Source organism: Sphingomonas sp. LM7 (genome assembly GCF_002002925.1).
Classification (GTDB): domain Bacteria; phylum Pseudomonadota; class Alphaproteobacteria; order Sphingomonadales; family Sphingomonadaceae; genus Sphingomonas.
Map to the genome: position 1 here is coordinate 1787156 of NZ_CP019511.1, position 18757 is coordinate 1805912.

21 protein-coding genes are annotated in these 18757 nt (G+C 67.0%); 12 read left to right on the forward strand and 9 right to left on the reverse strand.

Annotated features, from left to right (window positions below; genetic code table 11):
* Genes flgA through BXU08_RS08095 form a run of 3 tightly spaced genes read right to left on the reverse strand, consistent with a single transcriptional unit; the run spans window position 1 to window position 1983 of the window.
* Window positions 1–438 (reverse strand): flagellar basal body P-ring formation chaperone FlgA, encoded by a 438-nt coding sequence (gene flgA / locus BXU08_RS08085; RefSeq protein WP_077509588.1) that lies wholly within the window; start codon window positions 436–438, stop codon window positions 1–3.
* Entirely contained in the window at window positions 438–1220 is a 783-nt protein-coding gene (gene flgG / locus BXU08_RS08090; RefSeq protein WP_077509589.1) for a flagellar basal-body rod protein FlgG, read from the reverse strand. Before flgG ends, flgA begins: the two co-directional genes overlap by 1 nt.
* Before the next feature lie 22 nt (window positions 1221–1242).
* Window positions 1243–1983 (reverse strand): flagellar hook-basal body complex protein, encoded by a 741-nt coding sequence (locus BXU08_RS08095; protein WP_077509590.1) that lies wholly within the window; start codon window positions 1981–1983, stop codon window positions 1243–1245.
* 116 nt (window positions 1984–2099) lie between these two features.
* On the opposite strand from BXU08_RS08095, the gene fliL reads away from it, so the two are divergent.
* The 6 genes from fliL (at window position 2100) to BXU08_RS08125 (ending at window position 6778) form a co-directional block, all read left to right on the forward strand.
* Window positions 2100–2651 carry a flagellar basal body-associated protein FliL gene (gene fliL, locus BXU08_RS08100; protein ID WP_150125465.1) on the forward strand — a complete coding sequence of 184 codons (552 nt, stop codon included), beginning with the start codon at window positions 2100–2102 and terminating at the stop codon, window positions 2649–2651.
* Complete coding sequence (gene fliM / locus BXU08_RS08105; protein ID WP_077509592.1) at window positions 2648–3673, forward strand: flagellar motor switch protein FliM; 1026 nt, start codon at window positions 2648–2650, stop codon at window positions 3671–3673. The genes fliL and fliM overlap by 4 nt, the downstream gene beginning before the upstream one ends.
* Window positions 3670–4059 (forward strand): DUF6468 domain-containing protein, encoded by a 390-nt coding sequence (locus BXU08_RS08110; protein ID WP_077509593.1) that lies wholly within the window; start codon window positions 3670–3672, stop codon window positions 4057–4059. The genes fliM and BXU08_RS08110 overlap by 4 nt, the downstream gene beginning before the upstream one ends.
* Window positions 4059–4625, forward strand: a complete 567-nt coding sequence (locus BXU08_RS08115) for a magnesium transporter MgtE N-terminal domain-containing protein (RefSeq protein ID WP_077509594.1) — start codon at window positions 4059–4061, stop codon at window positions 4623–4625. The genes BXU08_RS08110 and BXU08_RS08115 overlap by 1 nt, the downstream gene beginning before the upstream one ends.
* Before the next feature lie 177 nt (window positions 4626–4802).
* Window positions 4803–5777, forward strand: a complete 975-nt coding sequence (locus BXU08_RS08120; RefSeq protein WP_150125466.1) for a glycoside hydrolase family 43 protein — start codon at window positions 4803–4805, stop codon at window positions 5775–5777.
* 98 nt (window positions 5778–5875) lie between these two features.
* Window positions 5876–6778, forward strand: a complete 903-nt coding sequence (locus BXU08_RS08125) for an alpha/beta hydrolase (protein ID WP_253190583.1) — start codon at window positions 5876–5878, stop codon at window positions 6776–6778.
* A gap of 252 nt (window positions 6779–7030) precedes the next feature.
* Here BXU08_RS08125 and BXU08_RS08130 read toward each other — a convergent pair whose 3' ends face one another.
* Window positions 7031–7444: a hypothetical protein gene (locus tag BXU08_RS08130; protein ID WP_253190553.1), complete on the reverse strand. Its 414-nt coding sequence runs from the start codon at window positions 7442–7444 to the stop codon at window positions 7031–7033.
* A 107-nt stretch (window positions 7445–7551) separates the two neighbouring features.
* Here BXU08_RS08130 and BXU08_RS08135 point away from each other — a divergent pair, with 107 nt between their 5' ends.
* Window positions 7552–7800, forward strand: a complete 249-nt coding sequence (locus tag BXU08_RS08135) for a hypothetical protein (protein WP_077509597.1) — start codon at window positions 7552–7554, stop codon at window positions 7798–7800.
* The gene (locus tag BXU08_RS08140) at window positions 7800–9602 is read left to right on the forward strand and encodes a hypothetical protein (RefSeq protein WP_077509598.1); all 1803 of its coding nucleotides are present in this window, start codon (window positions 7800–7802) and stop codon (window positions 9600–9602) included. The genes BXU08_RS08135 and BXU08_RS08140 overlap by 1 nt, the downstream gene beginning before the upstream one ends.
* Before the next feature lie 150 nt (window positions 9603–9752).
* Here the strand turns inward: BXU08_RS08140 and BXU08_RS08145 are convergent, their stop codons facing one another.
* The 5 genes from BXU08_RS08145 to BXU08_RS08165 all read right to left on the reverse strand — a co-directional run bounded on the left by BXU08_RS08145 (window position 9753) and on the right by BXU08_RS08165 (window position 15326).
* Window positions 9753–10661 carry a flagellin gene (locus BXU08_RS08145; RefSeq protein ID WP_077509599.1) on the reverse strand — a complete coding sequence of 303 codons (909 nt, stop codon included), beginning with the start codon at window positions 10659–10661 and terminating at the stop codon, window positions 9753–9755.
* A gap of 11 nt (window positions 10662–10672) precedes the next feature.
* Entirely contained in the window at window positions 10673–12769 is a 2097-nt protein-coding gene (locus tag BXU08_RS08150) for a flagellar hook-associated protein FlgK (protein ID WP_077509600.1), read from the reverse strand.
* Window positions 12770–12794: 25 nt separating this feature from the next.
* A complete protein-coding gene (locus BXU08_RS08155) occupies window positions 12795–14096 on the reverse strand; it encodes a flagellar hook protein FlgE (protein ID WP_290439641.1) in 1302 nt (433 codons plus the stop codon).
* Between the two features lie 154 nt (window positions 14097–14250).
* Window positions 14251–14946: a YafY family protein gene (locus BXU08_RS08160; protein WP_077509602.1), complete on the reverse strand. Its 696-nt coding sequence runs from the start codon at window positions 14944–14946 to the stop codon at window positions 14251–14253.
* Entirely contained in the window at window positions 14946–15326 is a 381-nt protein-coding gene (locus BXU08_RS08165; RefSeq protein WP_077509603.1) for a VOC family protein, read from the reverse strand. The genes BXU08_RS08160 and BXU08_RS08165 overlap by 1 nt, the downstream gene beginning before the upstream one ends.
* Window positions 15327–15510: 184 nt before the next feature.
* On the opposite strand from BXU08_RS08165, the gene BXU08_RS08170 reads away from it, so the two are divergent.
* The 4 genes from BXU08_RS08170 to BXU08_RS08185 are packed head-to-tail and all read left to right on the forward strand — an operon-like array spanning window position 15511 to window position 18744.
* Window positions 15511–15903, forward strand: coding sequence for a flagellar biosynthesis repressor FlbT (locus tag BXU08_RS08170; protein WP_077509604.1), 393 nt, complete (start codon window positions 15511–15513; stop codon window positions 15901–15903).
* An 11-nt stretch (window positions 15904–15914) separates the two neighbouring features.
* The gene (gene fliI / locus BXU08_RS08175; RefSeq protein ID WP_077509605.1) at window positions 15915–17270 is read left to right on the forward strand and encodes a flagellar protein export ATPase FliI; all 1356 of its coding nucleotides are present in this window, start codon (window positions 15915–15917) and stop codon (window positions 17268–17270) included.
* Entirely contained in the window at window positions 17267–17695 is a 429-nt protein-coding gene (locus tag BXU08_RS08180) for a hypothetical protein (protein ID WP_077509606.1), read from the forward strand. Before fliI ends, BXU08_RS08180 begins: the two co-directional genes overlap by 4 nt.
* Window positions 17692–18744 (forward strand): peptidoglycan-binding protein, encoded by a 1053-nt coding sequence (locus tag BXU08_RS08185; protein WP_077509607.1) that lies wholly within the window; start codon window positions 17692–17694, stop codon window positions 18742–18744. Before BXU08_RS08180 ends, BXU08_RS08185 begins: the two co-directional genes overlap by 4 nt.
* Window positions 18745–18757 lie beyond the last annotated feature (13 nt).

The following is an 18757-nucleotide window of genomic DNA, read 5'->3' on the forward strand; positions in this document are numbered from 1 at the left end:
TTACGGTGCGGCGATCCGGACGGCGCCGGAGCCTTCGATTGTTCCATCGAGCGTGCGGTTGGTGGCATTGGTCACCACCCGCACCATTTCGCCCTGCCCGCCGCCGTTCAGCGCACGGCCCGAGGCAGTGATCACCAGTGCGCCGCTGACGATGCGGACAGTCACCGGCTCGCCGCGCTTCACCAGCTGCGGCTTCATCAGGTCGGAGCGCCGCACGGTCATCCCGGCAGTCAGGTTCCGCGCCGCTTCCATGCCGGCCGCATCCTCTGCCGAGAGCGTGCCGCGCGCGGCGGCAGGCGCACGCGCCTCGCTCTCGAAGTCGCTGCGCTCGAGCCGCGTGCCCTTCTCGACCGGATGGGCGAGGACGGCGACCTGCACGTCCTCGGCCGGAGCCGCCGGGCCCGCGCCGAGCAGCGCCAGTGCGAAAAGCACGCCCATCAGCGCAGCTGGCTCGTCGTCGACAGCATCTCGTCGGCGGTCTTCACCACGCGGCTGTTCATCTCATAGGCGCGCTGCGCGGTGATCAGCGCCGTGATTTCGGCGACTGCATTGACGTTCGACGCTTCGACGAAGCCCTGGCTCAGCGTGCCGAGGCCCGGCTCGCCAGGCGCAGCCACGGTCGGCTGACCCGAAGCCGAGGTCTCGAGAAACAGGTTCTCGCCCTTCGCTTCGAGGCCGGCGTCGTTCATGAACGTCGCGAGCTCGAGCTGGCCGACGGTCTGCGGCTGCGGATCGCCCGAGGTGATCACCTGGACCTCGCCGGTCTTGGAAATCGTCACGTCGGTCGTGCCCTGCGGAATCGTGATCCCCGGCTGCACGGGATAGCCGTCCTGCGTCACCAGCTCGCCCTGGTCCGAAACACCGAACGAGCCGTCGCGGGTATAGGCGGTGTCGCCCGAAGGCAGCGTGATCTGGAAATAGCCGCGGCCGGTGATCGCCACGTCATAGCGATTGTCGGTCTGCTGCAGCGCGCCCTGCTGCTGGATGCGATAGACGCCGCCGGTCTTGACGCCCGAGCCGATCTGGATGCCCGAAGGCGATTTGGTGTCCGGGCCGGTCGCGCCGCCGGGACGCTCGATCTGCTCGTATAGCAGGTCCTGGAACTCCGCGCGCTGGCGCTTGAAGCCCGTGGTATTCATGTTGGCGATGTTGTTCGAGATGACGTCGACGTTGGTCTGCTGCGCGAGCATGCCGGTCGAGGCGATGGAGAGCGAACGCATTGGATCTTACCTTTCTGGAATATCAGCCGACGCGGCCGAGCCGGTCGATCGCCTTCTTGCGAAGGTCGGACATGCTTTCGTTGAGGTTCATGCTCGTCTGATAGGCGCGCAGGATCTCGACCATGTCGGTGGTCTCGACGATCGCATTGACGTTCGAGCCCTCGACGCCGCCCGACTTGAGCTTGGTCTCGGCGGCGGTGAGCTCGCGCCCGTTGCTGCCATTGAACATGCCGTCGCCGCGCGGATCCATGCCCGCTTCGTCGAACACGGTCACGGTCAGGCGGCCGAGCGGACCATCGGGACCGATCACGCTGCCATCAGGAGAAATGCTTAGGCGGCCGGCGCTCTCGGGCGGCACGATGATCGGCTTGCCGCCTTCGCCAAGGACCTTCTGGCCCCCCGCGGTGGCAAGCTCGCCGCTCTGCAGCACCTTTATATAGCCCGCACGCGTGTACGCAGTGCCGCCATTGGGCGCCTCGACGCTCAGATAGCCCGGTCCCTCGATCATCACGTCGAGCGGATTGTCGGTCAGCTGGAACCCGCCCGAGGAAGCATCGTGCACCGCGCCGTAATCCAGCACGAACGACGTCTTCTTCGCGTCGGGCGTGACCGTGGTCTCGCCTTCCTTGACGAACTCGCGGAACACCGGCTGCTCCCGCTTGAAGCCGACCGTATTCATGTTGGCGAGGTTGTTCGCCGCAACGTCGAGCCGGCGCCGCAGCGCCTGTTCCTGGCTCAGCAATACATAAGATGAGATGTCCACCGGACCGTCCCTTCAGAAAATTGTCGCTAGGCAGAAATTGCCGGGTGACCATCCTATAATAGAGGGAAATCAGCCGGCGTGGTGCCGGAGCGCTGATTTCGAAAGGTGCCAGGGAAATGTCGTCACCCGAGATCGTCGAGGAAGGTGCAGAGGGCGCGAAGCCCGCAGCGCCGAAGTCGAAGAAGAAGCTCATTATTATAGGAGCCGCTGCAGGCGTTCTGCTGCTCGGCGGCGGCGGTGGCGCCGCGGTGATGCTTTCGGGCGGGTCGGCCAAGGCCGAGACTGCGGCCGAAGGCGGTCATGGCGAAGAAGCTGCGCCCGAGGCCGAAGCCGAGAGTGGCGGCCATGGCGGCGGCGACAGCAAGGAAGCCTTTGTCGACGTGCCGCCGATGGTGGTGAACCTGCGTTCGCCCGACGGCGCCTCGCGCTTCCTCAAGATCCACTTCATGATCGTGCCAGGCACCAAGGGCACCCTCGATGGTCTCAAGGAGAAGCTGCCGCTGATCCTCGACGCCTATCAGCCCTTCCTGCGCGAACTGCGCCCCGAGGATCTCGCCGGTTCGGCGGCGGTCTTCCGGATCAAGGAAGAGATGCTGGTCCGCGCCACCGAAGTGGCCGGCACCGGCGCCGTCAAAGACATCCTCATCCAGGATCTCATCCAGCAATGATCGATCTCGACGATTTCGACCTCCCCGAGCCGCCCGTCGCAGCGATGGGTGCCGATGGCGACGTGCGCTTCGACCAGTCCGACATCGACGCGCTGTTCGGCGACTTCGGCGGCCCGGTCGAGAAGAAGAAGGGCCTGCGCGCGGTCATCGAGTCCAAGGTCATCAGCCACGAGCGTCTGCCGATGCTCGAAGTGGTCTGTGATCGCATGGTTCGCTCGTTTGCCAGTTCGATGCGCAACCTCACCTCGGACGCGATCGACGTCAGCCTCGAGAACGTCACCTCGATCCGCTTCGGCGAATTCATGAACCGCGTGATGCTCCCGGCAATGGTCGGCGTGTTCAAGGTTCAGGAATGGGAGAGCTTCGGCCTCGTCACCGTCGAATCGAGCCTCATCTATGCCGTGGTCGACGGGTTGCTTGGCGGTCGCGGCGGCGGTGCACCGACGCTGATCGATGGCCGCGCCTTCACCACGATCGAGACCGGCCTGGTCTCGCGCATGCTCGAGCTCGCGCTCAAGGATTTCGCGACAGCGTTCGAGCCGATCGAGCCGATCAGCATCGATCTCGAGCGCATTGAGAGCAATCCGCGCTTCGCCGCTATCGCCGGCACGTCGAACATCTGCGCGATCGCCACCTTCCGCGTCGACATGGACGGCCGCGGCGGCGAGTTCACCCTGGTGTTCCCGTACGCCACGCTCGAGCCGGTCCGCCACAAGCTGCTTCAGCGCTTCATGGGTGAGAAGAGCGGCCGCGACGGCGTCTGGGAGGCCCATATGGCGTCCGAGATCGTCAAGACCAATGTCAACGTGAACGTCGTGCTCGGCGAGAAGGCGATGGCCATCGCAGAGCTCAAGGCGCTCGAAGTCGGCCAGACCATCGCGCTGCACAAGAGCCCGGACGACGCACTCGACCTCGCCTGCGGCGGCGTCACGCTCGCCCAGGCCCAGATCGGCCAGCGCCGCGGCAAGGTCGCCGTGCGCCTTGTCAACGACGTCTCCTCCCAGGGAAAGATGAAATCATGAGCTTCGCCATTCTCGCCAACGCGCTGACGATGATCCTCTGCATGGCCGTGCTCGTGCAGAGCGTGCGCATGATGCGCAGCCTGCGCACCGTGAAGGACGGCGCGCTCACCGAAGTGGTGACTGCGCTCGAAAAGGCCACGGCCGGCGCCCGTTCGGTCCTCTCCGAGATGAAGATGACGCTCGGCACCGATTGCGCCCAGCACGCGCGTCTCGTCGATCAGGCCAAGGGGCTGCGCGACGAGCTGTCGGACATGATCGGCATCGCCGACGCGGCATGCGAGCGCGTCGTCAACGTCGTCGGCCTCGCCAATGCGCTGCGCACCGCCGAGACGGCCGAAGACGAGACTGCCGAAGCCAAGGCCGAATCCGAAGCCGAGCTCGTCTGATGGCCCGCCCTTCCCTCCTGCTGCTGACGGCGGCGGCCTCCGCGCTCGCCGTCGTCGCCAACGCCTCGACCATTGCGACCAGCGCGACGCAGAGCAGCACGCCCAAGACCCGGCTCGGCAGCTCGATCGAGCAGGACCTGGCCGAGCGCGATGCCGCCGCGGCGCGGCGCAAGCGCGGGCTCGACTTGCGCGAGCAGGCGACCAAGGCGGCGCAGGCCCGGCTCCAGGCCGATCTCGAAGCGCGCCAGAAGGAAGGCGAAGCCGCCGCCGCGCCTGGCGCGGCCGGCAGCGGTCCGGTCGAGGAGCCCGGTGCCCAGTTCGACGAACTCGCCCGCATCTACCAGGCGATGAAGCCCAAGGCCGCTGCGGTGGTCTTCGAGCAGCTCGACATGGAAGTACAGATGAAGGTCGCCCAGCGCATGCGCGAGCGCTCGACTGCAATGATCATGGCCGCGATGACTCCCAAGGCAGCCGCCGCACTCAGCATGGCGCTGGCTCGCAAGTCGGCCCGCATGGCCGCGGTCGCCCCGCCCCAGCCAGCAGCGGCCAGGCGCCAGGGCAAGTAAGCCCTCGGTCACCGGAAACGAAAAGGCCGCGGAGCGATCCGCGGCCTTTTTCGCGTTCGCGAGCGGCAGTCGGCGGGGATTGACGAAGCGATTAGTCAGACTAATGTTAGCGCAAACATAAATCGGAGAGTGATGATGGGGGACCGCTTCAGGCGCGCAGGAATTGGCGCGCTATTGATGATAGCGCTATCAATTCCGTCCGTGGCGGCGGCGCAGTCGGCCCCATCGACTGCTCCGGGGGCAAACCCCATCATCCGCGACAAATTCACTGCCGATCCGGCGCCGCTCGTAGTGGGCGATCGGCTCTATCTGTATGTCGGCCATGACGAAGCGCAGCGCGACGAAATGTTCAACATGCGCGAGTGGCTGGTCTATTCGACCGAGGACATGAAACACTGGACCGACCACGGTCCGATCCTGAATGTGGCTGGCTTCAAATGGGCCAAGAAGGACGCCTGGGCATCCCAGGCGATCCAGAAGAACGGCAAGTTCTGGTTCTATGCGGCGGTCGAGCACGACGACAAACACCCCGGCAAGGCGATCGCAGTCGCAGTATCCGACACGCCCACCGGCCCGTTCGTCGACGCCAAGGGCTCGGCCCTGATCACGAACGACATGACGCCCAAGGGCACGCACAGTTGGGAGGACATCGATCCCACCGTGTTCACCGACGATGACGGGACGACGTGGATCTCCTGGGGCAATCGCCAATGCTATATCGCGAAGCTCAAGCCCAACATGATCGAGATCGACGGCCCGATCACCGAGATCACGCCGCCGCATTTCGAGGAAGGGCCCTGGCTGCACAAGCGCGGTGCGCTTTACTATCTCACCTATGCCTCGCTCGACCGCTCGAAACACCGTGACGAGAAGGTGTCGTACGCCACCGCGCCTTCGATCAAGGGCCCCTGGACCTATCGCGGCGAACTGACCGGATCGGGCAAATACAGCTTCACGATCCATCCCGGAATCGCCGAGTTCAAGGGCAGCTCGTATATCTTCCTGCACAATGCGGCGCTCACGATCGGCGAACTCAACGGAGCGATCGGCCGCCGCGCGGTCACTGTCGAGCGCCTCCGATACAATGCCGACGGGACGATGAAGCCGGTCGTGCAGACCGACGCGGGCGTTTCGGCGGCGCCCTCCCGCTAGGCCCCGCCCCGACATCTAGAAATCGCCATGAGAAGAGGATCACGAGGATGCGCACCACCAATCGGGAACAATGGATCGGCGCAAGCCTGGCGGCGATCATGCTGGTCGCCACCTGCGCGCTCGCGCCGGGCGCGCGGGCGCAAGACGACAAGATGACGCCGATTGCAGCACCGGCGCAGCCCACCGCAATCGAACTGGGAACCGGCCCACTGCCCGGCGCCACCGCGCCCGAAGCATGGCATAGCCAATATGGCAGTGTGTTTGCGCGAAACGTCACGGTTGCGACGCTCACGCCCTTCCTGCCCGATCCGGCCAAGGCAACCGGCGCTGCCATAATCGTCGCGCCGGGCGGCGGCTTTCGGACATTGTCGATGGCAAATGAGGGCTGGGATGTGGCCAAGGCACTCGCCGACCGGGGCGTGGCCGCGTTCGTGATCAAATACCGTCTCAACCAGACGCCGCAGGACATGCCCGCCTTCGAACGCTCGATGCGCGAAATATTCAGTGGCGCCGCACGGCCGCCGCGGCCGACGACGGAGGCGGCGTTCGCAGGCTTGGCGCCACAGATCGCCGACGCGCGCGCCGCATTCGCGCTGGTCCGCCGCCGCGCAAAGGAATGGCAAGTCGATCCCGAACGCATCGGCATGATCGGCTTCTCCGCCGGCGCCATGCTGACGATGGCGACGACGCTCGCCGGGCAGGATGCCAAGCCGGCGTTCATCGGCAACATATATGGCCCGCTATCGCCGATGGCGGCACCGGCGGACGCCCCACCCATGTTCGTCGCGCTCGCCGCCGACGATCCTCTGTTCGGAAACAGCGGCTATGGCCTGATCGACAGCTGGAGGACGGCGAAGCGCCCGGTCGAGTTCCACCTGTACGAACAGGGCGGCCATGGCTTTGGCATGTACAAGAAGGATACCACCAGCACGGGCTGGTTCGAAGCCTTCGCGGACTGGCTGCGAATGCACGGTTTCCTGACCAAGGCCGTTCGGCCTTGATATGCCTGCGCGAACCTCGCACCTCGGCGGCGCCGGGACAGCGACGCGCGGAAACACTCGCACTGTTTAGCGTCCGGACGCGGCTGAAAGCCTTGCCGGTCTAGGCGAGAGCTATCGCCGCGGGGGATATTGCGGAGGCGCAAAGGTCACACCAGGGTCACAACGCTCCTCCGCGACCGGGAAAACGGGCATTGCTCAGCCACATCCGATCGAATTGTAGGGATCAGCTCGGGCGTGCGCCGTGCCGCGCGATCAATTATGCGCGGCGGCGATCTCGACGAGCAGCACCCGCGACACGCCGGGGTCGGCCGCCTTGAGCGCGGCGTTGAGATCGTGATCGAGGCGTTCGGCGTCGATCGCGCGCAGGCCCGAGGCATTGAGCCGCGCGAATTCGAGCGCCGTGGCGACAGTCGTCTCACGCAGTTCGGGCATCTTCGCGGTCGCGGTCGCGGCTGCAGCGGCGTCATGCGCCTCCAGCACCAGCTTGAAGCGCATGTTGCCGGCGAGGCGATCGGCCTCGATGATCGGCACGGTCACTTCTTCCATGGGAACGAGGTTCAACCCGGCGCCGCCTCCACCGCCACCGCCGCCGGACGCATGCGCCCCGCCGCCCGGCAGGGGCAGCAGCGCCATCGTCAGCGCGATCACCGTAAGACTCCTACGCACGTCAAAACTCCATCGCTCGGACGGTCAAGTGTGCGCCCTTGCCTCTATAATAGAATGAAATCACGCAGAAGGTGTCGTTAGTGAGTCACGATCAACGTCCCGGACGCATGCGCGTCGTCAAGGATCCAGCCGGCGGCGATCGCCGCGGCGGGAACGCGACGGCAAACGATGCCGGCCAGAATTCGTTCGAAGTCGTCGGCGGCGCCAACCCCGCGGGCGGGACGGCCGGCGCACTCGGCGCCGCCAGTGCCAGCGCCAAGGGCGGGCTTCCCCTGCTCCCCGCCGGGCTGTTCCTGCTCGCCTGCGCGGCCGGCGGCGTGCTCGTCGCGGTCATCCGCCCGCTCGGGCTAGGCTGATGCGCACCGCACTCATCGCGCTGCTCGCCGGCGCCGCCACTGCGACGCCGCACGCGGCGCCGCATGTCGCAGCGCCCGTCGCCGATACCGCACACGGCGCTGCCCCTGCCACGGAAACGCCGGGCACCAATGCGCCCACCGCAGTGCTGCCGCCCTTCGCCGCCGAGCTTGCGCAGATGCCGATGATCACCGGCGCGACGGGCTGGCATGGCCAGATCGGCGAGGCCGGCTGGGCCTTGCTCGCCGCCTCGCGTCCTGACAACCGCCAGCTGCGCCGCTGGAACTATGCGCTCGGGCTGATCGGCGAAGGCCGCGGCGCCGAGGCGCTCGGCGTGCTCGAAGTGATGCAGTCGAACGACCGCGATCTCGGCCTCGTCGCCCCCTTCCTTCTCGCGCGCGGTGTCGCGCTCATTCTGGTCGAGCGTGACGAGGAAGCCGTGAGCGCGCTTTCCGCCGACGAACTCGCCACCAATCCCGAAGCCTGTGCCTGGCGGATGCGCGCGCTTGCCCGCGCCGGCGCCGCGCAGGATGCAGTGCGCCAAGTCAATTGCGCGCTACCCGCGATCAACGGCCGCGCTCCCGCAGCGCGCGCGCCCTTCGTGCTCGCCGCCGCCGGTGCCGCGATCGACGCGGGACAGCCCGCACCCGCCCTCGCCTGGCTCAAGCTGTTCGGCGATCAGGATGCGCAAGCCAATGTCCTGCGCGGCCGCGCGATGGTCGCCACCGGCGATCCGCAGGGGGGCAAGCTGCGCCTCGAACGCGCTGCGCTCAGCGGCGGCGACGAAATCAAGGCGCAGGCGAAGCTCGGCACGATCGAGGCCGGACTCGCCACGCACAGCCTGGCCCCTGCCGAAGCCCTCAAGCAGCTCGAAGCGCTCCGCTTCGGCTGGCGCGGCGGCACGATCGAGCAGCGCGTGCTCGAGATCCAGCTCCGCCTCGCGAACGAAGCGCATGATCTGCGCAGCCAGCTCCGCGCCGGCGCCGCGCTGATCCGCTATTTCAAGGTCGGTGCAAAGGCCGCGCCGATGCTCGCCGAACTCCAGGCCGCGCTCGCCGCGGCGCTGACGCCAGACAGCGGCGTGCCGCTGCCCGAGGCCGCGGGTCTTTATTGGGACTATCGCGAGCTGGCGCCCGCCGGTGCCGAGGGCGACGCCATGGTGCTGCGCCTCGCCGGTCGGCTCCAGGACGCGTCGCTCTACGCCCGCGCCGCCGAACTGCTGCAGTATCAGCTGACTGCGCGCGCACAGGACGTGGCGCAGGGACCGCTGTCGGTGAAGGTGGCATCGCTCCACATCCTCGCCGGCCGCCCCGATCGGGCGCTCGACGCGATCCGCAACACCGAGCAGCCGAGCTATTCGGAGGCGATGCGCCAGGACCGCAAGCGCGTCGAAGCCGTCGCGCTCCATCGCCTCGGCAAGGTCGATGCGGCGATGGCCGCGCTCGAAGGCTTGCCGGACGCGCACGCGATCCGCGCCGAGATGCGCTGGCAGGTCAAGGACTGGGGCAGCTTCGTCACCGAAAACGCCCTGCCGGCGCCCAAGGGCAGCCTCAGCGAACCCGCCCAGGCGGCGGTGCTTCGCCAGGCCGTCGCCTTTGCGATGCTCGGCCGCGAGGACCAGCTCGACGCATTGCGCACGCGCTATACCGCGGCGTTCAAGGGCCTGCCCAGTGCCCAGGCGTTCGACGTGCTGACGCGCAAGGTCGGCACTATCGATCCGGCCGCGATCGGCGCGGCGATGACGGCGATCCCGCAGGCCAGCCCCGCAGGCGCCACCGGCGACCTGATCGACGCGTCTTCCTGAACCTGCTGAACCCGGAACAAGAAAAGGGGCCAGCTGCACGCGCAGCTGGCCCCTTTTCGTTTGTGGCGAAGCGCTCCGGCTTAGGTTGGAGAGCGCCCGTTCTTTCCTTGTCACCCGGCGCAAGGCCGGGATGACGAATATGCTTCTCATCTAGCGGATGTAGTTGACCAGGCTCAGGTCGGAGAGCTGCGAGAACACCGAATAGCTCGCCTGCAGCATCGTCTTCTGCTGCGCCAGATCGATGGCGACCTGGCCCAGATCGGCGTCTTCGTTGGTCTCGATCACGCTCTCCAGCAGCAGCGAGCGTGCGTCGCCGCGGGTGGTCAGCGTCTCGACCTGGTTCTGCTTGCGGCCATTGTCCGCGTTGACCGCCTGGAGGCTGTCGATCCCGGTGCCGAGCTGGCCGATCGCCTGCTTGAGCGCGTCGAGCTGCGCGGCGGTCGGCTTAGGGCCGATCGTGCCCGCCTGTGCGAGCGTCTGGAACGCGGCATACAGGCCCTTGCCTGCCGCGCTCGCCGTGATGCCATAGGTCACGTCGACACCATCGGCGACGCGTGCGGTCGCGCGGATGCCATCGTCCTTGAACGCATCGTCCGCGCTGGTCGTGGCGACCTGGGCGAGCGTGTCAGGCGTGAACGGATTGCCGTTGGTCTGCGACCCGGCGAACAGCGGCCCGCCGCCCTCGCTGGCGTTGAGCGAGGTGCGATACTGGCTGAACGCCGTTTCGATCGCTTCCTGCAGGCCGGCGGCGTCGCCGGTGCCGATCGCGTTGAGGATGTCGTTCTTGAGATCGCCGACGGCGCTCTCCATGCCTTCGAGATGGCCCTGATAGAGCGACAGCGTCGTGCCGACGCGCTTCGACACGGTCGATTGCGCGTCCTGGCGTGCGAGCAGGCTGTGCGCCGAGAGATTGCGCACGGTCTCGGTGCCGAGATCGGCGAAGTCCGACGCCTTCTTGCCGGTGGCAAGGCGCTGCTGCGTGATCGCCAGCGCTTCCTGCGAACGCTGGATCGCACTCGACATGGTGCGCTGGAGCGGGATGGTGGCTACGCGAGTCATTGGATTTCCGATCAGACCATGTTGAGCAGGGTGTCGTACATTTCCGACGCCGTGGAGATCACCCGCGCTGCGGCGGAATAGCTGTTCTGCAGGACCACCATCTGCGCGAGTTCCTCGTCGATATTGACGCCCGAGAAACTGTCGCGGCGATTGACTGCGTCGTCGCGGCGCGCTGCGGCGTCGAGCAGATTGCCCTCCGCCTGGCTCGCCTCGAGGCCGGTGCGGCCGAGCAACAGGCTCGAGAAGCGCTCGATCGTGGTCGTGCCATCCTTGCCGAGGTCGATCGCGCCGGCGAGCTTGTCGACGAACGCAGTCGCACCACGGGTGTCGCCGGCGCCGAGCGCCTTCGCGCCTACTGCGGCATTTTCCTGAAAGCGCGCGAGCGGCAGCTTGGCCGGCGTGGCGAGCACTTCAGGACGCACCTGCGCATTGGGCAGGCCACTCGACGCGCCGGTGAGCCCGAGCAGACCAGAGAAACCGAGCCCGGTGCCGAAGCGATCGGTCGAGTCCGACGGGACCGATAGCACTGCGCCCGAAAGCGCGGCGGTCGGCTCGAAGCGCATCCGGCCGCGATCGTCGAGGCTGAAATTGCCGAAATCGCCGAGCGGGCTCGAATTGAGCTGGCCGACGAGATCGCCGACGGTGCCCCCGGCGGCCGGCGTCAGCGTATAGCTGGTCAGCGCACGACCGGTGGTGTCGCGCAGGACGATCTGGGCGGTTTCGCCCGCAGCGAAGCCATGGGGGTCGCCGGTTGCGAGACCCGAGGGGACCAACGTGCTCGAATCGCTGCGGACGAAGTCGTTGAGGCCGAAATATTGCGAGACGCCCACGCCGGCGCGGCTGCTCGGCTTGGTCTCGTTCTGCGCAACGACGACGCCGTTGCCCGAGCCGCTGGCGGCGATGCTCAGCTTGCCGTCGGTGAAGGTCGCGGTGCCCGCGCCGCCCAGCCCTGCGTTGATCGCAGAGACCATGTCGGCGATCGTGGCGCCCGCGGGCATCGCGTCGAAATCGATGCTGGTCTTGGCGACAAGCGTGCCGTCGGCCTTGGTCACTGCGAAGGTCGCCGCGCCGGTGAAGCCCAGCCGGTCGGTGCCGACCAGACCGGTCTGGCGACCGTTCAGGCTTGTGGGCGGCGGCACGGTGGTGCCGGCGTTGGAGACCGCGTTGAGCGCCTCGGACAGCCCCGCGAAGAGCACGCCCATCTGTTCGGAAAAGGCCGGCAATGCGCGGTCGCGCAAGTCGAGCAGGCCGCCCAGCTTGCCGCCGACCGCGGCCGAATCGAGCTTCTCGCCGGTCGCCGCGCCCATCGCGCCGCTGTCTTCGGCGAAGCGGATCTCGATCGTCGGATAAATGGGCTGCGAGGCGCCGAGCCCGGCATTGGGATAATTGAGCTGGCGCAGCTTCTTGTCGAGCAGCACGCCGCCATTGGCAGTCTCGATCGAGACGCGGCCGTCCGGCTGTTCGCGCACATTGACCGAGATCAGGCTGCTGAGTTCCTCGATCGCAGTCATCCGCTGGTCGGCGGCGCCGCCGACATTCTTGCCCTGGCCGGTGGCCTGGGCGACGGTGCTGTTGAGATCATGGATGCGCTTGAGCAGGCTGTTGATCTTGTCGACCGAATAGCCGACCTCGGACTCGACGTCGCCGCGCAGGCCGTCGACGTCGGTCGTCAGCTGCTGCATCGAATCGATCGCGTCCTGCACATCGGCAGTGAACACCGCAACGGTCTGTGCAGAGGATTGCGAGCCGGTCATCGCCACTGCCGAGGCAGTGACCGAGTCGAGCCGCGCTGGCAGGCCCGAAGCCGCGCCGGGCTCGCCCAGCAGCGACTGGAGCCGGTCAAGATAACCGGCAGTGACGTCCGCGCGGCCATAGTCGCCCGCGCGGCGATAGACATTGGCTTCGAGGAAACGGTCCGCGACGCGAGTGGGCTCGCCCACCGTGACGCCGTTGACCTGGCCCGAGACCACGCCGGTGCTGAGGCTGACGCGCTCGCGCGCGTAACCCGACACACCGACATTGGCGATGTTGTTCGAGACCGAGCGGAGTCCGGCCTGGGCAGCTGCCAGGCCGGAAACCGCGGATCCGAGGATATGATTGAGCGACATCGCCTATGGTCTCGGATTTGGAGGATTAACGCTTCAGGTCGCTCACTTCGCGCAGCATGTCGTCGACCGTAGTGATGATCTTCGACGAGGCGCTGTATGCCCGCTGGAAGCGGATCATGTTGGTGAACTCGCCCGCCAGATCGACGGTCGAGGCTTCGAGCGAGTTCGCTGCGATCCCGCCCGCGCCGAGCTGGCCCGGTGCGTTGAGCGTCATGCCGCCCGAGGCGCGGCTGATCGTGTAGGCATTGCCCGACAGGCGCGTGAGGCCGTCCGGATTCTGGAAGGTGGCGATCGGCAGCTGGAACACTGCGCGGGTCGAACCGTCCGAGAAGATCGCGCTGACGGTGCCCTGCTTGTCGATTTCCACCGACGAGAGGTTGCCGAGCATGCCGCCGTCGACGTTCGACGAAATCAGCGAGCTCTCGGTGCCGAACTGGGTGATGCCGTCGATGCCGTCGTCGCTGCCGATCGACAGCGTGATCGGAACCGAACCCGCATTGTTGGTCCAGGTGACGTTGAGCGGATCGAACAGCGCGGCGCTCGAGCCGGCGCGGTCAAGGCTGCCGTCCGGATTGAACTTGATGGTGCCGCTGGCGAGCACGCCGCCGGTGGCGGTGACGTCGCTGGCCGGGTTCGAATAGACTTCGCTCTGCCAGGTGTTCGCACCGGTCTTGATGAAGCCCATCGTCACGCGGTGCGTGCCGCCCTGCGAGTCCGACACGTCGAAGGAGCGGGTGAACTGCGGCGTGACCGCGCCCGACGCCATGTTACCGGCGGTGTAGGTGCCCGCATAGTTGGCGGTGGTCGACTGCAGGTTCATGCGCGCCTGGATGCGCGTGGTCGGCGAGGCGGTGCCGATCAGGTCGCTCACGCGCACCGGCTCGAGCGCTTCGACGCTGCCGGTGTTGGTGTAGTCGCCCGACGCGTCGAGACGCCAGCCATAGAGATAGAGGCCCGCCGGATTGCGCAGGAAGCCCTCTTCGTCCGGGCGGAACGCGCCGGCGCGGGTATAGGCGACGTCGCCGGTCGAATCCGACGAAGCGCGCGTCACGAAGAAGCCGCCGCCGTCGATCGCGAGATCGGTGCTGCTGCCCGAGGCCTGAAGCAGGCCCTGCTTGGAAACCATCGAAACCGGCGCTGCGGCCACGCCGCCCGCCGAATAGTTGCTCTTGGCACGGCCGTCGGTGACCATGGTGCGGAACTGGGCTTCGACGCCCTTGTACCCGACGGTGTTGATGTTGGTGATGTTGTCGGCGACGGTCGCCATTGCGCTCGCTTGGGCGCTGAGACCGGACACGCCGGCGTAGAGAGCGGAATAGAGGCTCAAGTCATTACTCCTGACGACGCCCGCGGATCGATCGCGCAGGCCACAGGTGCATTTTAGGATGGAATGCGCGCGGCCGGACTTCGGGCGGGAGAAATTGCGCAATGGCGCGATACACAGCCGCGCACGAACCGTTCGGATACAATCGGCCGGCGCCTCAACTCTGTGGTCCGAATTGCGATTCATATCGCCGCAGGCATTCGGCGAGCGAACGCTCCTTGACCGGGCTGAATTGCCGCCCCGTAATCGCCGCGCCCGTCGTGCGATCAAGCCGGAACATCCGGAAATCCTCGCGGATTTCGCACCAGGCGACCAGCGTCCAGACCTTCCCCCAAAACCACAAGCCAAGCGGGTAGACGCTCCGCACGGTCGCGATGCCGTCCTGATCCTCATAGTCGAAACGCACGATGTCGCAGGCCGCGATAGCTCTTTGCATCAAGTCGATCCGTTCGCGCACCGCGTCGGTCAACTCCATCGGCGGCGCGAATATGGCGGTCTCCGAGACTCCCTTCCTGACGGCCGGTGGCAGAACCAGCTCGATCTTCACCAAGGCCTCGGCCGCATCGCGGGCCATGCCGACCCCGCCCCAGGATTTCACCATTCGAATCCCAGCGACCAGCGCGGCAATTTCGCCTCGCGTAAACATCAGCGGCGGCAGGTCGTAGCCGCTGCGCAGGATGTATCCAATGCCGGCGGCGCCATCGATCGGCACTCCGGTAGATTGGAGGTCGGCGATATCACGATAAATGGTGCGCTCGGAAACCTCCAGCCGTTCGGCGAGCATGGTCGCGGTAACCAGCCGACCGCCGCGCAAATATTGCACGATCTGAAAGAGGCGGTCGGCTCGGCGCATCAACCCTTGTACTTGAAAAGGCCCAGGCTGTTGCCCTCACTATCCCTGGCATAGAAGAACGAACCGACTGGAATGTCCACCACCTCGGAGAGAACTTCGCCCCCGCCCCGCCGCACGCGCTCCATCGCGTCGGCCAAATCGTCATCCGCAACCGCGAAATGGGCAGTCATGCCGCCGCCGTCCTTCGCTGGTTGGCCGGGATAGAGATGTCCCGCGGCATGATCGCCTTCGGCATGCGGCAGCATCCAGATGGGGTTGGGGCCATTGTCACTCCTGGCGAGCGGGCCCTGCAGCAACGTCTCATAGAATTTGCACGCCCGCTCGGGATCGGCGACGGGTATCTCGGTAAATACGATCTGCGGCTGCACTTTGTCAGTCATCGGTCCGTTCCTCCTGTGTCGAAGAACCCTTTTGGCATGCCCCTCCTGACAGCATTGAGTCAGTAGGGACGCGACTGGCGCGAGCAGGCCATCGGCGCACTGGGCAAAAATTGCCGGGTGCGCGACCGCACCCCTGCGCGATCATCCTATAAGAGAGCAAACGCACTCTAAAAGGTTGTTCCCAATGCTCCGCATCACCCTTCGCGACGGCGAAAAGGCAATCGTCAACGGCGCCGTGCTTCGTGCCGTCGGCCGCACGCAGATCGCAGTCGAGAACCAGGTGTCGATCCTGCGCGGCCGCGAAGTGATGCAGCCCGAGGAAGCCACCACGCCCGCACGCCAGCTCTATTTCGCGGCGATGCTCGCCTATATCGACCCGGCCAACCGCACCCAGCATCAGGACCATGTCGTCGGCCTGATCGGCGGCCTCGTCGCCACGCTCACCGCACCCGAAGCGCGCGCCACCTGCATCGCCTTCGCGCACGACATCGCCACCGGTGACTATTACAAGGCGCTCTCGGCCGCGCGCGAGCTGATCGGCTTCGAGAACGTCGCGACCGAAGCCCAGGCCGCGTAAGGACCACCGCGGTGCAGACTCTCGCCAGCGCAGCCCGCGCGATCCGCACCATGGTGCCCGATCGCCGCTTCGGCAGTGTCGTCGCAGTTCGCGGCGCGCTGATCGAAGTGGAAGGGCTCGCGGGCGTTGCGCAGATCGGCAGCCGCGTCGAAATCCAGGGCTCGAACGGCACGGTCGAGGCCGAAGTCACTGCGCTCGACCGCAACGTCGCGCTCTGCCTCCCCTTTGTCGATCCGCAGGGCGTCGGCCTCGGCTCGCGTGCCGAGCTCGCCGCGGGCCAGTTCAGCGTCCGCCCTTCGGCCGCGTGGCTGGGGCGCATGATCAACGGTCTCGGCCGCCCGGTCGATGGTCAGGGCCCGCTTCCCAACGGCGCCGATCCACAGCCGATCAAGGCCTCTCCTCCCGCCGCTTCCAACCGCGCCCGCGTCGGTCAGCGCATCCAGACCGGCGTTCGCACGCTCGACATGTTCGTGCCGCTCTGCATCGGCCAGCGTCTCGGCCTGTTCGCCGGTTCGGGCGTCGGCAAGTCGGTGCTACTGTCGATGCTCGCGCGCTGGACCCAGTGCGACGTCGCCGTGATCGGCCTGATCGGCGAGCGCGGCCGCGAAGTGCAGGAATTCATCGAGGACGATCTGGGACCCGAGGGCATGGCCCGCTCGGTCGTCGTCGTCGCCACTTCGGACGAGCCCGCGCTGATGCGCCGCCAGGCCGCGTGGACCACCCTTGCCGTCGCCGAGCATTTCCGCGACCAGGGCCTCAACGTCCTGTGCTTGATGGATTCGGTCACCCGCTTCGCGATGGCGCAGCGCGAGATCGGCCTCGCCTCGGGCGAGCCGCCGGCGACCAAGGGCTACACCCCCACCGTTTTCGCCGAGCTGCCCCGGCTGCTCGAGCGCGCCGGCCCCGGCGAGCCCGGCAAGGGCATGATCACTGGCCTGTTCACGGTCCTCGTCGATGGCGACGACCATAACGAGCCCGTCGCCGACGCGGTTCGCGGCATCCTCGACGGCCACGTCGTAATGCGCCGAGCGATCGCCGAGCGCGGCCGCTATCCCGCGATCGACGTGTTGAAGTCGGTCTCGCGTACCCTGCCGCATTGCATGAACGACGAGCAGAACACCACGCGCCTCGCCGCGCGCAAGTTGCTGTCGACCTATGCCGACATGGAAGAGATGGTCCGCCTCGGCGCGTACAAGGCCGGCTCGTCTGAAGAAGTCGACCGCGCCGTCGCGCTCGCGCCGCTGATCGAGACGCTGATCAACCAGGGCAAGCACGACCAGGGCGATGCAGATATCGATTTTGCCGCACTGGCCGAGATCGTCGGCGCTGAGACGGTCATGGCCGAACCCGTGCGAGCCGCCGCATGACGCCGTTCGACACCGCGCTCCGCGTCCAGCGCCGCGAAGTCGATGCCGTGAAGGTGTCGATCAGCGTCGAAGTCGAGCGCATCACCACGCTTGAGACTCAGGCGCGCAGCCATGACGCGACCGTGCAGCACGAGCGCGCACTCGCCTATGCCCTGCCCTTTGCCAGCGACGCCTGGACCGCGCGGATGAAGGCCGAGCGTCGCCGTCTCGACGAAGCCGCCTATCTGGCGCAGGCCCGGCTCGGGCGTCTCCGCGCACAGGCCGTCGAAGCCTATGGTACGATGCGCGCCATCGAAGGCGCTGCCGAACGCTATGAGGACGAAGCCGAGCGCGTGCTCAGCCTCGCCGAGCAGAGCGCGATCGACGACATTGCCGCGGCGCGCTTCCTGCGCGCCCGCGCCTCCATCCGGAAGCGCTCGGCATGATCAACGCCACCCAGCTTGCCAACCTCACCCCCGCCAAGCGCGCGCAGGTGATCTATGCCGAGGCGCAGTCGCAGCTTTCGAGCCGGCTGTGGCGCGCTGCGCTCGGCGATGGCGACAGCAAGGATACGCGCGAGACGTCACCGTTCGGCGCGAACAACATGAACATGGATTCGCTGATCGGCCTGCTCGGCGGTCGTGAAGGCGTGACCGGCGCGCAGGGCCATTGTGCCTGCCACTGCGCGTGCAGCTGCCACACGCCCGCAGCCGCCACCGGCGCGGGCGGCGAAGGCAAGGCCATGGGCGTCGGCACCACCGGCGCCGGCGCAATCGATCCCGACGAGCCCCGCGCCACCCCGGCTGCGATGATCTCGCTGGCCGGCGCGGGCAGCAGCGCCGCGAGCGGCGACCTCAAGCTCGGCCCCAACGCCCGCTATGCCGCCACCTTTGCCGTGGCGGAATCGCGCACCGGCATCCCGGCGTCCGCGCTCGCCGCCATCGTCGATGCCGAAGCCGCCAAGACCGGCGACGGCAGCTGGAATACCCATTCGCGCAATCCGCGGTCGAGCGCCGCGGGCCTCGGCCAGTTCCTCAGCGGGACGTGGCAGGAACTGGCGCAGACCCAGGGCACCTGGCTCAACAGCTATGCCGCCGATCGCGGCTGGCTCGACGGCCGCGGCCGGCTGCAGACCGGCAATCGCGCCGAGCTGCTCGCGCTGCGCTACGATCCCAAGGCGTCGATTCTAGGCGTCGCCGATCTGGCCAAGACCAATCTCGACCGGCTCGAAAAGTCCGGCGTGCGCGTGCGCACCGATTCGGAGACTCTCGCCAAGGCGGCCTATCTCGGCCATCATCTCGGGCTGGGCGACGCCAAGAAGTTCCTCAGCGGCGGGATCGAGGCGGGCCGCGCCCGCATGCTGCTTTCCGCCCAGATCGGCGCCTCCGCCGCCGAGCAGCGCATCGCCAGCGCAGGCAATGCCACCCAGGCGCATCGCCAGTGGCTCACGGGCTTCATCGATCGCAGAATTCGCCCCGAAGCGTTCGCTTCGTAAATTCTGTCCTATA

Bases quoted from the DNA above. Each gene is read 5' to 3' on its own strand.
- flgA (WP_077509588.1), bottom strand. From the start codon at position 438: ATGGGCGTGCTTTTCGCACTGGCGCTGCTCGGCGCGGGCCCGGCGGCT.
- flgG (WP_077509589.1), bottom strand. From the start codon at position 1,220: ATGCGTTCGCTCTCCATCGCCTCGACCGGCATGCTCGCGCAGCAGACC.
- fliL (WP_150125465.1), top strand. From the start codon at position 2,100: ATGTCGTCACCCGAGATCGTCGAGGAAGGTGCAGAGGGCGCGAAGCCC.
- fliM (WP_077509592.1), top strand. From the start codon at position 2,648: ATGATCGATCTCGACGATTTCGACCTCCCCGAGCCGCCCGTCGCAGCG.
- BXU08_RS08110 (WP_077509593.1), top strand. From the start codon at position 3,670: ATGAGCTTCGCCATTCTCGCCAACGCGCTGACGATGATCCTCTGCATG.
- BXU08_RS08115 (WP_077509594.1), top strand. From the start codon at position 4,059: ATGGCCCGCCCTTCCCTCCTGCTGCTGACGGCGGCGGCCTCCGCGCTC.
- BXU08_RS08120 (WP_150125466.1), top strand. From the start codon at position 4,803: ATGATAGCGCTATCAATTCCGTCCGTGGCGGCGGCGCAGTCGGCCCCA.
- BXU08_RS08125 (WP_253190583.1), top strand. From the start codon at position 5,876: ATGCTGGTCGCCACCTGCGCGCTCGCGCCGGGCGCGCGGGCGCAAGAC.
- BXU08_RS08135 (WP_077509597.1), top strand. From the start codon at position 7,552: ATGCGCGTCGTCAAGGATCCAGCCGGCGGCGATCGCCGCGGCGGGAAC.
- BXU08_RS08140 (WP_077509598.1), top strand. From the start codon at position 7,800: ATGCGCACCGCACTCATCGCGCTGCTCGCCGGCGCCGCCACTGCGACG.
- BXU08_RS08145 (WP_077509599.1), bottom strand. From the start codon at position 10,661: ATGACTCGCGTAGCCACCATCCCGCTCCAGCGCACCATGTCGAGTGCG.
- BXU08_RS08150 (WP_077509600.1), bottom strand. From the start codon at position 12,769: ATGTCGCTCAATCATATCCTCGGATCCGCGGTTTCCGGCCTGGCAGCT.
- BXU08_RS08160 (WP_077509602.1), bottom strand. From the start codon at position 14,946: ATGCGCCGAGCCGACCGCCTCTTTCAGATCGTGCAATATTTGCGCGGC.
- BXU08_RS08165 (WP_077509603.1), bottom strand. From the start codon at position 15,326: ATGACTGACAAAGTGCAGCCGCAGATCGTATTTACCGAGATACCCGTC.
- BXU08_RS08170 (WP_077509604.1), top strand. From the start codon at position 15,511: ATGCTCCGCATCACCCTTCGCGACGGCGAAAAGGCAATCGTCAACGGC.
- BXU08_RS08180 (WP_077509606.1), top strand. From the start codon at position 17,267: ATGACGCCGTTCGACACCGCGCTCCGCGTCCAGCGCCGCGAAGTCGAT.
- BXU08_RS08185 (WP_077509607.1), top strand. From the start codon at position 17,692: ATGATCAACGCCACCCAGCTTGCCAACCTCACCCCCGCCAAGCGCGCG.